Source organism: Candidatus Kapaibacterium sp., from assembly GCA_025059875.1.
Lineage (GTDB): Bacteria > Bacteroidota > Ignavibacteria > Kapaibacteriales > HRBIN21 > HRBIN21.
Genome location: JANXCT010000003.1, coordinates 13,341 through 27,451, shown reverse-complemented (window position 1 = coordinate 27,451; position 14,111 = coordinate 13,341). Strand labels below are relative to the sequence as shown.

Here is a 14,111-nt window from a genome sequence, read left to right as displayed (position 1 = left end):
GCTCAGCGTGGTCGAACTTGCGCCAGGAGGCGCTGCTCGTCAAACTCCTTCCAGTACCGCACCTCGACAGGCTCGCGGGCGAGCGTTCCACCTGTGCGGCGAGCTTCCGCTAACCGCTGTGCTTTCTCGGGGTCGTACCACCATGTGCTGATGATGGCCAGCTCGACGTAGCCTATCTGTGTGAAGCGTGGTAGGACATACTCGGGCATTCCGAACTTGTTCCAGTACGCAATCCGGATGCCGCGAGGGTACCACATGAGCACGTTCTTGTACGATGCCATCGTGATGCTGTCGATCTCGCGGATGATGCGGATTTGTGCCTCGCGTGAGAAAGCAGTGTCGTACATGTCGCAAAGCTGGTCTACGCGGAGGTTCTTGAACCCTTCGATGTTGTTGTTGTCGTTCTTGTCGGCCAGCTCTGAGCGTAGCGAGGTCTCTGGATTCGGGGTCTGGAGTCCTGTCCAGCTCACGAAGAAGAGGGAGAAGTTCCGCTCCATCGCGTTGCGCCAGAGCGTATTGGGGTCTTGGAACTTCAGCTGCAGGTCTATGCCGGCCTTGCGGAGCTCCTGCTGGTAGGGAGTGATGAAACGCTCGATCGCCTTGGGGATGCCCATCTCCACAACGAAGGGCTTCCCGTCTTTGACCAGAATCCCTTCGGCGTTACGAGTCTTCCAGCCAGCTTCGGCCAAGAGCTGCTGTGCCAGCTCTGGGTTGTAGCGCACCTTGGGGTTGTTAGGGTTTTCGTAGACCGTGTTGGCGTAGTAGGAGTCCATAGGCTCGTACTCGTCGTAGAGCAACTCCCGGATGAGGGCCTCTCGGTTGAGCAGGTAGGCAAAGGCTTTGCGCACGCGAATGTCATCGAACGGGGGCTTGCGCATGTTGAAGGCGATGCCTATGGTACCAACGGGACCGTCGGTGTAGACACGCCGCTTCTGGATCCAGCCTTTCTGGAGCGCTTCGTAGGCTGTGTCCTTGACCCAATGCTCGGTCGTGAGAGCGCCGAAAATGAAGAAGTCGCTGTCTCCCTTCTTGAACATCTCGTACGCCAGCAACGGGTTGTCCTTGACGACCTCGAACTCAATGCGGTCGAAGTTCCCAACGTAGCGAGCCGTTGGGTAGTCCTTAGCCCAGTAGTCGCTGCGGCGCGTCAAGGCATAGGATCTGCCCTTCTGGACGTCCTCCGGCAGCAGGATGTACTCTCCGGAACCAGGCGGAATCTCGTACTGGAAGCGCTCTAAGAACTCCTTGCCCGTCATGTTCCCAATGACGTGGGCAGGGAGAATTGGGAGCGCAGCAGAGAAGTAGAGGAAGTTGCGCCAATTCAGGGTCTTGCTGCGCACTTCTACCAGGTACTTACTGAGCGCTCGGGGTTCCTCGAACTTGCCGAAGACGAGCTGGAGCGAGGGCTCTAGAATCGTCTCGTCCATTACTAGGCGCCACGTAGCCACAACGTCCTCAGCGGTCACGGGCTTGCCATCGGAGAAGCGGGCATTCGGGTCAATCCGGTAGAGGAACGTCTTGCGGTCGGGCAGGATTTTCCAGTGCGAGGCTAATGCGGGGACGAATTCCCGCGTGAGCGGGTGGAGACCCAGCAGGGTTTCGTAGACCAGTGAGGCGATGATAGAGTTCTCCACGTAGTTGGAGTGCTGCCCATACGGCCGGAAGTTGAGTGGGAAGCGGGTCACGACGATGCGAATCTTCCCGCCAGTCTTCGCCCTAGGGTCGCCGAAGAAAGGCAGCTCCTCTGGGGTTGGAACGTACGTTCGGAACCCAAGGGAATCCGCAATCCGTTCAAACCCTGGACCTCCCAGTTCAGCAGGGACAGTAGAGTCGGCACCCACAGGGGTGTCGTACTGCTTCCAGAGAGAGGTGTTCTGAGTCTTCGCTGCCAGTCGTTCCAACTCCTGGTCTGAACGGGCGCCACGCTGGCAGGCTGCCAAAAGGAGGGCGCTACCAAATAAGCTCCAGAGTGCAACCCTACTGTATGTGGCCGTCAGGCGAACCATGGCACTCTCCCGAGCGATGTGCGAAGCACCAAATTAGGAGTTCTCCGTAGATGCAGAGCTCTGGGGCCGTTGGAGTAGCCCTGCGAGGAACGTTGCCAGGATGAGGGCTGCTAGACGGGCTGTCCGATGGTCTAGGTCGTATCGCGGGTTGAGCTCGGCGATGTCCAGGAGGCGGACGTTCGGAGAGGAGCCCAAGAAATGGGCTGCCCACAAGAGCTGCTCTGGCGGAATACCGATGGTAGCTGGCGCGCTCACTCCAGGGGCAAATGCCGCAGGGATGGCGTCCATGTCGATGGAGACGTAGACAGGAAGTTGGCCGCCATCGGAGATGGCGGCGAACAGCTCCGGTAAGACCGACGCCATCCCTCGCCGGAGGAGTTCTGGGAGGAAGCAGAGATGTGCCCCTCGCTGCTGGAGGTACTCCCGGTGCTCGCGGGCAATAGCGTAGGGCTGGAGGCCGATGTAGGCTAAGCGCTCCGCTGGAAAGCGGAGCTCTTCCAGCAGTTGGCGGAAGGCAGAGCCGGAATGCGGTTTGCCGTCAATGCGCGGTCGCACGTCGGGGTGGGCGTCGAAGACGAGGATGCCACAAGGGGAGTGCCGGAGGAGCGCGGCTGCGTTAGGGTAGGCGATATCGTGTCCTCCGCCGAGGACAATGACACACGGGGCGTGAATGAGGAGCTCCGAGATGCAGCGCTCCTGTAGAGCATGGAGCTCCTCCAGCGACTTGTCCGTTGGGTCAATGTCGCCGAGGTCAGCTATGCTGAGCTGGTCTAGCCCAGCCGACGTCCCAGTGTCGGGGGTCAGCCGGTAGAAGGCTGAGCGAATCGCAGCGGGCGCCTCTGCAGCGCCGGGGCGTCCAGCGTTCTGGATGACGCCGAGGTCCTGGGGGATACCGAGGAAGACAGCATCGAGGCGCTGCGCCTCCGTTGGGATACCGCGGAGGACGAGTTCCCCGAGGCGCGGGTCGTCCGGTAGGTAGCGACTGAAGAAGACTTCAGGTGCTGTAGGGCGCAGTGCGAGCACCGTTTCCGGTGTCAGCAACATGTCTGCGGAGCTGTACGTCCTAAGCTCCCCCTCGCTGTCGCAAAGATACGCTGCAGCGCAAAGGCAACGAAGCAGCTCAGTTTCTCCTGGCGTCGTTGCGGCTCCTAACTTTGCGTCCGGGTCAGTCCCACACTCTGCAGGGGCAACAGTGAAATACCGCTGGACGTGGCGTGGTTTGGCCACAGAGGAAGAGATTGCAGCGCTAGCCCGTGCCACTGGAATGCCGAAGGGGATTGCGGCAATCCTCGCAGCTCGTGGCATTCGGACTCCTGAGGCCGCCCAACGGTTCCTCCATCCTTCGGCCGAACAGCTCCATTCACCGTGGCTCTTCCATGATATGGAGGCAGCGGTCGCTCGGTTGGAGAGAGCACGTTACGAGCAGGAACTAGTTTGGGTTCACGGGGACTACGACGTGGATGGCACTGCCAGCACTGCCGTCCTAGTAGACTTTCTGTCGCGCTGGGGCCTCCAGGTGAGGTACCATGTCCCTGACCGGTTCCAAGAGGGCTACGGGCTGACGGTAGAAGGAGTAGAGCGGGCAGTCAATGCGGGGGCCACGCTCATCGTTGCCGTGGATTCCGGTATCAACGCTGCGGAGGCAGTTGCGTATGCTCGCGAGAGAGGAGCGGATGTCATCATTTGCGACCATCACGAACCGACCGGACCTCTGCCAGAGGCTACAGCCATCTTGAATCCCCGGCTCGCTGATAGTGGTTTCCCATTCCCACTGTTGGCTGCCTGCGGGGTTGTCTTCAAGCTCGTTTGGGCAGCGGCACAGCGGTGGGGCGAGCCGGAGCAGGCGTTTGAGTATTTGGACCTGGTGGCATTGGCAACGGTGGCAGACCTCGTTCCTCTTGTGGAGGAGAACCGTGTACTGACGGCTTTGGGGTTACAGCGAATCCGGACCCAACCTCGGCCGGGGCTATTAGGGCTCTTGCAGTGCGTTGGGATGCCTTCGCAGAACGTCACGACGGCCGACATCCTGCTAGCACTAGCACCGCGGATTAACGCTGCCGGACGGCTAGGGGATGCCCGCCGAGCTGTGGAGCTGCTGCTCCAGACGGACGAAGGTGTTGCGTTCCGGATCGCTCAGGAGCTGGAGTGCGAGAACTTCCGGCGCCGCACAATCGCTGAGCAGGTCTATGCTGAGGCCATAGGGCAAGCTGAGGAGCTGCTGACGCGCCAAGGATACCGTTCGGTGGTGCTTTACAACCCGCAATGGCACCCTGGCGTACTGGGCATTGTAGCTACGCGGATCGCAGAACGCTTCCAAGTTCCGGTCATCTTGCTGAGCCGTGTTGGTGGCTTCGTGAAGGGCTCGGCGCGAAGTGGAGGAGCGGTGAACCTACTGGAGCTGCTGGCGGCGTGTTCAGCCCATACATGCGATTACGGTGGCCATCCGTTTGCAGCCGGTGTCGTTCTGCGGGAGGACCAGGTAGGGGCTTTCAGCGAAGCTGTGGAGCGATTCGCTAGTCAGAGTGAGCTGCAGCCTGCTGAACGTCCCGAGCTCCGAGTCGATGCCGTGCTAGACTTTGCCAAGATTACGCCGCAGTTTTTGCTGCTGCTTCGCCGTTTGGCGCCGTTCGGGTACGAGAACTTCCGCCCAGTCTTCCTGGCACATCGCGTCCGCCTCCACCGCTGCCGTTCCGACAATAGCTGCCGCTTGGAACAGCAAGGGGTCTGGATGGATGGCGTATTGAATGGCGTGCACTACCTCGATGTTGTGGGGGAGCGGCAACCGCTGAGTATCCTCTACACTCTAGAGGAGCGAGGCGGGACGGAACGGCAAGCTGGTGTGCCAGTCATTCACGTGCGTGATTTCTGCTTGGATAGCGAACGGCCATGCCTGAAGTGAGGGCGTAGCAGACTTCTTCTGCTAGTTCTCCGGGAGGAGCGAGTTGGTGGTCGGTCCTTTGCGAGGCCATCGCAGAGGTGGCAGCGTTAATCCACAAGGAGAAGGTCCTCTCGGGCGGCGCCCGTGATATAGCTCCCAGGTACCTCATCTGGCCGTCTCTGCAACGGGCGAATGGTAGCGTCTCTTCGGTTGGAAAATGTCCTGGCGGCCTGGCAGGAAGGGACGCCGTGAGTCGTGGCTAACGGACAGTTTGGGAGGGCTGCCGTGGCTGCAGCACCGCTACCACACTGCTGTGGCCACACGGAGGTATTCGGGTCGGGGAGTGGTGGCCATCTTGAGGCAAGGCTTTCCTCTACGAACGCTCCCCACAGGCTTCGGCAGCACAGGATAGCCGCTCTATACCTGCTGGGAAGCCACCGTGAGAGGGCAAGCGCCCTAAGTTTGTAGCGACTGGTGTGGCTGCCTGCACTGATGGAGCATCGTGAGCGGATCGTTGTCTTGGACTTCGGCTCCCAGTATACGCAGTTGATTGCCCGCCGGATTCGGGAGAGCGGCGTATACGCTGAAATTGTGCCGTACAGTACACCGGCTTCCACGCTACGAGCCCTGGCCCCGCAGGGAATCGTACTCTCAGGGGGGCCAGCTAGCGTCTACGAGCCTGGGGCGCCGTATCCGGATCCGGGCGTCTTTGAGCTCGGTGTTCCGATCTTGGGAATCTGCTACGGACTCCAGTTGCTGGGGCACCTCTTCGGCGGGGAGGTCATCCAGGCGAACCGGCGCGAATACGGTCGCGCCGAGCTCCATATCCTGGATAGCAGCGATCTCTTCGCCGGCATCCCTAGCCCGACGACGGTGTGGATGAGCCATGGGGATGCCCTCAGCCGCTTGCCGGAAGGGTTTGAACGTATCGGCTACACGGAGAATGCCCCCATTGCTGCTATCCGCTATCGGGAGCGCCAGTTCTGGGGAGTGCAGTTCCACCCCGAGGTCGAGCATACTCCGTACGGGCGCCAGATGCTGGAGAACTTCGCTCGCCGTATCTGCGGTTGCCGCGCAGAGTGGACGCCAGCAGCGTTCATCGAAGCTGCCGTGGAAGAGATTCGCCGCACGGTCAATAGGGAACGGGTCCTCTGCGCCTTGAGCGGTGGGGTGGATTCTACAGTGACGGCAGTCCTCGTCCATCGTGCCATCGGTGACCGTCTGCACTGCATCCATGTAGACACTGGCCTCATGCGCGAGGGGGAAAGCCAAACAATTGCGGATCTCTTCCAGCAGCACTTCCGCATTCCATTGACGGTCGTGGACGGCAGCGAGCTCTTCCTGAGCCGACTTCGGGGGGTTGTGGATCCAGAGCTGAAGCGCCGGATCATTGGGCACACGTTCATAGAGCTCTTCGAGCGTGAAGCCCAGCGTTTCCCCGATGCCCGTTGGTTAGCCCAGGGGACCCTCTATCCCGATGTGATTGAGTCTACCTCTGTGCGAGGCCCATCGGCGACGATCAAGACCCACCACAACGTTGGCGGCCTCCCGGAGCGCATGCAGCTCAAGCTGCTGGAGCCTCTACGTGAGCTCTTCAAGGACGAAGTGCGGGCCGTCGGACGAGAGCTGGGAATCCCAGAGGGGTTCCTGCGGCGCCATCCTTTCCCCGGGCCAGGGCTGGCCATTCGCGTCCTTGGGGAGGTGACTCTTGAGCGGCTTACGCTACTGCGGCGTGCCGATGCCATCTTCGTGGAGGAGCTCCAGAAGGCAGGACTCTACGACAGTGTTTGGCAAGCCTTCGCCGTACTCCTCCCTGTCCAGAGCGTCGGAGTCATGGGGGATGAACGTACGTACGAGTACGTGTGTGCTCTACGGGCTGTGACCAGCACCGATGGGATGACCGCTGACTGGGCTCGGTTGCCAGAGGAGTTCCTGGCAGCGGTTGCAAACCGTATCATCAACGAAGTGCGGGGGATCAACCGTGTCGTCTACGACATCTCCAGCAAACCGCCAGCCACGATTGAGTGGGAGTGAATTTGTGGGCTTGCCATGCCGCAGGCCATAGAGGGGAGACTGTACGGCGAGGGTGTCTCGATTGCAATCGTTGTCGCACGGTGGAACGAACTCGTCACCGAGCGCCTTCTGGCGGGGGCTCTCATCGCATTGCGCCAGCATGGGGTGGCGGACGATGCGATTACGGTCGTGCACTGTCCGGGGAGCTTTGAGATCCCGCTAGTTGTCCAAGAGCTGGCCCGGAGTGGCCGATACGATGCTGTCATTGCGCTTGGAGCCGTCATTCGGGGCGAGACCCCACACTTTGAGTACATTGCCGCCCAGGTAGCGGCTGGGATCATGCAGAGCGCTCTTCAGGTGCGTCTTCCCTGTGTCTTCGGCGTGTTGACGACGGACACGCTGGAGCAGGCCCTCGAGCGGTCAGGTGGGAAGCTTGGGAACAAGGGAGCAGAGGCTGCTCTGACGGCGTTGGAGATGGTCAATCTCCTGCGGCGCTTGCGTGAATGATGCAGAGAGGGCTGCAATGCGTGCTGCTAGGCGTTGCACTTGGTAGCAGTGCCGCTCTCGCTGACGTTGTTCCGCGGATCGAGCGGTGGGAGCTCCACACTTCGCTCCTCACGGTCCGAGGTGTCACCACCGATGGCGAACGCCTCTGGGCTGCCACTAGCGGAGGACTCTTTGCCTACACCCCACAGACAGGACAGCTGACAACTGTGCGACGCACGGAGGGGCTCTTGACACACGACTTTACTGCCATTGCCGCCGGTGACGGTTATGTTGTGGCCGGCAGCTTCGATGGTATCGTGGAGGTACGGGACAGCAGTGGGGAGTGGTACCACGTCACCGACATCTATACACAGCCGGGGCTCCCTTCGAAGCAGATCACAGCAATCCTCCTCCGCGGTCCCTATGCCTACTTAGGAACGGGCTTTGGACTGGTTCTGCTGGAGCTACGTCGCCGGATCATTGCCCAATCAGTCCTACGGATCGGAGGCTTCCAAGCCGGGACAGCAGTGACCGCTCTCTGCGCATGGCGGGATACTCTGTGGGTAGGGACAGCATCGGGACTGGCCGCCATTGGGTTGGATGCTCCTTTCCTTGGGGACCCGGCGGCGTGGCGTGTCATCCAGAGCCGAGAGCTGAGTTCAGGGGTGCGCTTCTTGCTGCCGATGGCGTCGGTACTGGTTGTAGCAACGGCGACGGAGGTCTTCTTCTACCGAGACGGCGCTGTCGGGCAGCTCCGCGCGTATTCGCAACCTGTTGTTGGAATAGCGGGCCATCGGGACAGCCTTTGGGTGGCGACGCGAGGGGAAGTATGGCAGGAATTGCCGACCCGTCAACAGCTCGTGGCTCCAACAGCCACGCTGTCGGGGATGTGGGGGAGCGTCGTCGGGGGGAGCTTCTATCTAATGGTGGGTGCCGAAGAGCAGGGGCTGTGGGGTTGGGATAGACAGCGCTGGCATCCGCTACGACCAAACTCTCCACATACGAACTTGTTACTCTCGTGTGCTGTTGACGCTGAGGGGAACCTCTGGTGTGCTACGGATCGCACGGCTGGGCGCGGCTTTGCCTGCCTCTACCGTGGACAGTGGTATGGATTTACTACGGCTACCGCACCGCAGCTAGGTGTAAACGAGTACCACCGAGCTTTTGTCTCGGCCGCAGGTAGGGAAGCTTGGTTCGCAAGCTGGGGTCGGGGGCTCATGCAGGTGATGGCTACGGACACAGGGTTCGTCCTGACGCGCTATGACGCCACCACGACACCACTCCGAGGGATACCGTCGGATACGATGTACCTTGCCATTGGCGAGCTGGCCGCCGATGCTATGGGCAACCTGTGGGGGATATGCCACTGGTGTGTTAGTGGTGCGCTTTTCCGACGTACTCCAGACGGCCAGGTAGAGTCTTTCGCCACTGGGCTACCCACGAGCCAGCGGCAGAATCTTCCACTCGTGGTGGATCCTTTCGGGACGAAGTGGTTCGGCTCCCTTGTCAGCGATGGACTCTTCTACTTCCGCGAAGCAGAAGGAGGGCGTCCAGAGGTACTCGGTCGGTTAACCACGGCAAGCTCGGCGCTGCCGAGTAACATCATCTACGCCTTAGCGGTAGATCGCGAGGGAATGGTGTGGGTGGGAACTCCGAGCGGGGTTGGCGTCGTTCTCAACCCTGGGGCTGTGCTCAGTGGAAGCATCCCGGTAGTCCGGAACGTCAGTCTCTTGCGCGAGCAGGCCGTGTACGCCATAGCTGTGGATGTCCACAACAACAAGTGGTTGGCCACTGACGCGGGACTCTGGGTTGTAAACCCAGATGCTACGGCTGTGTTATTGCGCCTGACGGCTGAGAATAGCCCTCTCCCGAGCAATGGGGTGCGTGGCGTGACGATAGAACATCAGAGTGGCCGTGTCTTCGCTGGAACTCGGGCAGGGCTGGCAGTGCTTGAGACTTCTGCGCGCCTGCCGCAAGGAAGTTACTCTCTACGCTGCTTTCCACAGCCGTTTGTGCCAGAGCAGGACGAAGTGCTTCGAATTGATGGTCTTGCAGAGCAGAGCATCGTCCGGGTCTTAACGCTTGAGGGGCTTGTAGTAGCACGTTTCCAGACGAGCGGTCGTATGGGGTATTGGGACGGTCGCAACGAGCGGGGGGAACTGGTTCCCGAGGGGGTCTACATCATTACGGCCCTCTCGGCGGCGACGGGAGAGTGGGCGCAAGCCAAGGTCCTCCTTCTGCGTCCGTAAGGGAGGAAAAGGGCGCTCTTTGCGGTTTGACATAGTCGCACGGACGACTTTGGCAGTTAAGCCTAGTCCGGGCAGAATTTGTAACTTTGGGGCACATAGTGCTAGGATGTTGCACAGTTACCCAGCGGGGTGGACTATGACACTGCAGCGAGTTCTGTGGGGGAGCATCGTTGGAATGCTGCTCCTAGCGGTCAGTAACGTAGCGGCGCAGACAGGTCAGGTCTGCTTCCAGCGCTTCAAGAACAGCAATGTTGGCACAGAATTCTACCTCTCCTTCCCCCCCTGCTATGAAGAAGTCTTCGGGGCACAGAACAATGTGGTTATCTACATCGCTGCTTGGGCGCGCGGGAAGGTCGTCGTAGAGGTCCCAGGCAAGGGCTTCTACCGGGAGGTCTACACTATCCCGCATGATGTTGTGGAGGTGACGCTGACGCCCGCAATCGGCCAGCCATACACAAAGGCTCCTACGGGGGATGCTCCGTCGGAGGATCAAATCTACTCCAAAGCGGGGGTCCATATCGTGTCGGAGGTCCCGATTGCCGTCTACGGCGTGACGCGCTTCGTCTACACGACGGACGCCTTCATGGCGATACCGGTGTCGATGTTGGGCACTGAGTACGTCGTAGCCTCTTATCCGGACATGTCGGCGATGTACCCAGGGTACTATCTGCCCTCGGAGACGGTGATTGTGGCAGCCTATGACAACACGGAGGTCTTCTTCACACTGTATGGGAACCCCTACACGAGGACACGTGGGGGCATGCGGCCTGGACAGACGAAGCGATGGACGCTGCAGAAGGGAGATGTAGTGGCAATCAGCAGCTACGGGCCGGAAGCTGACTTGAGTGGAAGTCGGATTGTGGCTACAAAGCCGGTGGCGGTTATCTCAGGGAACCAGTGTGCGAACGTGCCCACCTCCATGCGATGGTGCGACTTCATCGTGGAGATGGAGCTACCCATGTACGCATGGGGCAAGACGTACTTCGTGACGCCGATCTTCGGCGCAAACCGAATGCGGAATCAGAATTCCGTCGTCCGCATCTTTGCCAAAGAGCCCAATACGCGGGTGTATCTGGATGGTCAAGAGTACGCCGTCATCACCAAGGGGTTTGGTGGACTGCGTGGGGAGGCATGGCTGGATATTGAAGACCCGGATCCGGCAGGACCTCGGCCAATCGTGATCTCTGCTGACAAGCCGATTTATGTAGTGCAGTACAACAAAGGGCAAGAGACCGATCCACCGCAGCCTACGGACCCCTTCCAGATGGCACTACCGCCGTTGGAGCAGGCCCAGACCCATGTCATCTTCTCCACTCCTGGTGCCCGTGGAGGGGCGGTGGCTCCCTTCCCGCGAAACTTCATCAATCTGGTCTTCCCGCTCAATCCAGACGGGACAGTGCCCAGCGATTTAGAGTTCGGGGAGTTCATTGGGGGACAGCTCGTTTGGACACCGATTCGCTCTAAGTTCGACCCCACACGGATTCCCTTCCGAGTTCGGGTCAACGGGCGGATGTGGGCGTTCAAGCTGCTGCGCCTGCCGTACAACGGAGTCTTTGAGATCCGCTCGCGGAGTGGGAACTTCCCCTTCATGGCATACTCTTACGGAGGCTCTGACTACGACTCGTACGGTTTTGTAACGACGATGGCATTCGGCAGGATGCTGGACCCGGCTGACACGCTGCCACCGCTAGTGACGTGGACGCAGCAATGCGACGGGACAGCGGAGGGGTTCGTGAGCGATCGTCCTACGGACGCAGCCATTCGCAGCAACCTGTCGGAGGTACGCTTGGATGCGGAGCGGAGTTACAACTACACACTGACGCTGCTAGATCAGCTGATACCGGGTACTACAGCAGCGGTGCGGTGGCGCCTCGAAGTGCAGGACCCACTCCAGCCAGCACGGGCGGTAGTGGTCTTCTCCGATCGGCGGGGGAATGACACCTGCATTACAGCGGAGTATTCTCCGTTTGTAGTGCGCATGGAGCCAGCACTGCTCGACTATGGACTACTGCAGATAGGGCAGAGCCGGATGCTAACGGTTCGGATCAGTGTGCCAGACGTGGCTGGCTACCAGCCGATGCGGATCACGCAGCTACGGCTGAAGGACGGGAACAGAGGTTTTGCGTTTGTGTCACCGCCAACGCTGCCATTAGTGGTGCGGCCGGGCGAGGAGGTGGAGTACCAGATCCGCTTCACAGCGACAGCCGTCGGCAGCTTTGTGGACTCAGTAGGAATCGGAGATGAATGTAGCTTTCGCTACCTGACAGAACTTAGGGCACGGGTGGACGAGCCAGAGATTCAGGTCAGCGACTACGACTACGGATCCGTTCCCGTAAAGACAGAGGTTGCGGGATGGATTCAAGTGCGCAACACAGGTCGGACGGACTTGGTCATCACGGGCTATCGAGGCCCGAGGGAACCAGGAGTTTTCCGTCTGGTGAACTGGCCGACCATCTCGCCAACCAATCCGCTGGTGCTACGTCCCGGTGAGGTACGTACTCTGCAGGTCAATTTCCTTCCTTCAGAGGTCCGGTCGTACACGGACGCCATTGAGTTCAGCAGCAATGCCAGTCGGGTGGACAGCGTGGCGCTGCTACAGGGTGTGGGAGTGAGGGCGGAGATTTGGGCACAAGGATATGACTGGGGACGGCGCCGAGTGGGACGTGGCCCGTACGATGATAACGGGCGCAGTGGGGTGCTCATCCGCAACGTTGGGACACAGGAGCTGACAGTGACAGATGCTGTGCCCTCGGGGCCAACGACGGGATTCCTCTACGACCGTGGGGACTTCGTGGGGTTGACACTCCAGCCGGGTGAAGAAAGGCTCGTGCCAGTGCGCTTTGACCCGCAAGCGACGGGCTATTACCAGCTGCAGCTAACCTTGCAGAACACCACCGGGGTCCCGGTGACAGTTAGCCTGCGAGGGATTGGGATTGTGCCGCGGGTACGGATGACACCACAGGTAGACTTCGGTACGACATTGGTGAATGCTCCGACACCCAATACAGGGACGGTGACGATTGAATGCTTGGAGTGGGAGTTCCAAGACGCTGTGAGGATAGAGGATATCGTGGCTGTGCCAGCAGGGAGTGTAGGGGAGACAGGGGCTACCTTTGGAACGCTCGGGTTCCGATACAACAAGGCGGCCCTTGGCCTTCCTCGAGTGCTGCAACCTGGCGAGCGGGTGACCTTTACGGGTGAGTTCGTAGCTCAGCAGGCAGGGCCCGTCCAAGCAGAGCTGCGACTAGTTAGTGATGCCGAGAATAATGCGGAAGCCGTCTGCGTCTGGCTGGGGAATGGGATCAGCCAAGGGTTGGCCTTGACGGGTGCACGGACGACCGTCTGTGCTGGGACGGAGGGCACTCTGAATGCGCGTCTGGCGAATACAGGAACAGCTCCGATTCGGATTACAGAGATACGTCTGGAGAACGCTACGCCAGGGGCAACCTTCCAGCTCGGTCCAGCAGCACCTACTACACCGTTCGAGCTGCAGCCTGGGGCGGGGGTGGACATCCCTGTAGTCTATATGGTACCGCAGGCAGGTAACTACGACGTTGAGCTTGTGATTGCAAACACCAGCTCGGAGCGACCGGAGGTGCGAGCCCGGCTATCGGTAGAGGCACTCTTCTTCCAGCGGAGCTTCCAGATCGCTGGCGGTCCATGGAGTGGGATACCGGGGACGCAGTTCTGGGTTCCGGTGCAAGTCCAGCCAGGCGATGACATCCAGCGAGCAGCCATTACGGCACTTCGGGTGCGGATGACGTTCGATCCCACAGTTATTGCCCCGGAAGCTGGAAGCATCCGGCTAGGCCCGGCTGCAGCAAGGCTGCGGCTGGAGAATGTGCAGGTAGCCGGTGGGGAGCTCCGCTTCTGGTTGCTGGCTCCGCAGGGTGAATACTTCACCGGCCAACCCGGGGAGTTGGTACGGGTGCTGTTCACGGCGTATCTAGCTCCGCTGGCGAAGGAGAGCGAGATCAAGCTGAATGTAGAAGCTCCAGGGAATGCTTGCGTTATCTTTACAGCAACCGGCAGCAGCTTTCAGGTGGTGCCAGTATGCGTCTACGACCTCCGTCGAGTGAGGCTGAGTCCACAGGGGTACAGCCTACAACAAGTGCATCCGCAGCCGCTGGCTCGTGGGCAGCGGCAGGTAGAGGTAGAGTTCTCCATCGGGATGGCTGCTCCGACGGAGTTAGTGGTGTACGATGCGATGGGACAGCGGGTGCTGACGCTTGTGGAAGGGGTCTTAGAGGCGGGAGTCTACAGAGTCGCGCTGCCGGTGGAGCAGCTTGCACCAGGGATCTACTTCTACCGCCTGCGTTCGGGTCCGTACACGGAGACGAGGCGACTGGTCATCGGGCAGTGAGTGGCTAAAACGGAAGTGGCCCTCCAGGGTTTCCCTGGAGGGCCGTACTGTGTACGATGGATTCTGCTCGGCGATGCGCAAAGAGTCCTCTTCTGAGGAGGATAGCGCCATTGTAG

At 60.2% G+C, this 14,111-nt stretch carries 7 protein-coding genes; 5 read left to right on the top strand and 2 right to left on the bottom strand.

The genetic code is table 11. The features are described 5' to 3' along the window. Window positions 1-2 precede the first annotated feature (2 nt). A complete protein-coding gene (locus NZ960_04955) occupies window positions 3-2,006 on the bottom strand; it encodes an extracellular solute-binding protein (GenBank protein ID MCS7176955.1) in 2,004 nt (667 codons plus the stop codon). A 33-nt stretch (window positions 2,007-2,039) separates the two neighbouring features. Continuing rightward, window positions 2,040-3,050, bottom strand: coding sequence for a formimidoylglutamase (locus NZ960_04950; GenBank protein MCS7176954.1), 1,011 nt, complete (start codon window positions 3,048-3,050; stop codon window positions 2,040-2,042). 148 nt (window positions 3,051-3,198) lie between these two features. Between NZ960_04950 and recJ the strand changes: the two genes are divergently transcribed. From recJ to NZ960_04925, 5 genes are all read left to right on the top strand, one after another. Further along, the gene (recJ, locus tag NZ960_04945) at window positions 3,199-4,905 is read left to right on the top strand and encodes a single-stranded-DNA-specific exonuclease RecJ (GenBank protein MCS7176953.1); all 1,707 of its coding nucleotides are present in this window, start codon (window positions 3,199-3,201) and stop codon (window positions 4,903-4,905) included. Window positions 4,906-5,373: 468 nt separating this feature from the next. Beyond that, window positions 5,374-6,918: a glutamine-hydrolyzing GMP synthase gene (gene guaA / locus NZ960_04940; GenBank protein MCS7176952.1), complete on the top strand. Its 1,545-nt coding sequence runs from the start codon at window positions 5,374-5,376 to the stop codon at window positions 6,916-6,918. 15 nt (window positions 6,919-6,933) lie between these two features. Next, a complete protein-coding gene (ribE, locus tag NZ960_04935; protein MCS7176951.1) occupies window positions 6,934-7,404 on the top strand; it encodes a 6,7-dimethyl-8-ribityllumazine synthase in 471 nt (156 codons plus the stop codon). Further along, a complete protein-coding gene (locus tag NZ960_04930) occupies window positions 7,401-9,632 on the top strand; it encodes a hypothetical protein (protein ID MCS7176950.1) in 2,232 nt (743 codons plus the stop codon). The genes ribE and NZ960_04930 overlap by 4 nt, the downstream gene beginning before the upstream one ends. Window positions 9,633-9,768: 136 nt before the next feature. After that, entirely contained in the window at window positions 9,769-13,995 is a 4,227-nt protein-coding gene (locus NZ960_04925; protein MCS7176949.1) for a T9SS type A sorting domain-containing protein, read from the top strand. Window positions 13,996-14,111: the final 116 nt, after the last annotated feature.

Coding starts and splice junctions, on each gene's coding strand:
- NZ960_04955 (MCS7176955.1), bottom strand. CDS start 2,006: ATGGTTCGCCTGACGGCCACATACAGTAGGGTTGCACTCTGGAGCTTA.
- NZ960_04925 (MCS7176949.1), top strand. CDS start 9,769: ATGACACTGCAGCGAGTTCTGTGGGGGAGCATCGTTGGAATGCTGCTC.
- NZ960_04930 (MCS7176950.1), top strand. CDS start 7,401: ATGATGCAGAGAGGGCTGCAATGCGTGCTGCTAGGCGTTGCACTTGGT.
- ribE (MCS7176951.1), top strand. CDS start 6,934: ATGCCGCAGGCCATAGAGGGGAGACTGTACGGCGAGGGTGTCTCGATT.
- NZ960_04950 (MCS7176954.1), bottom strand. CDS start 3,050: ATGTTGCTGACACCGGAAACGGTGCTCGCACTGCGCCCTACAGCACCT.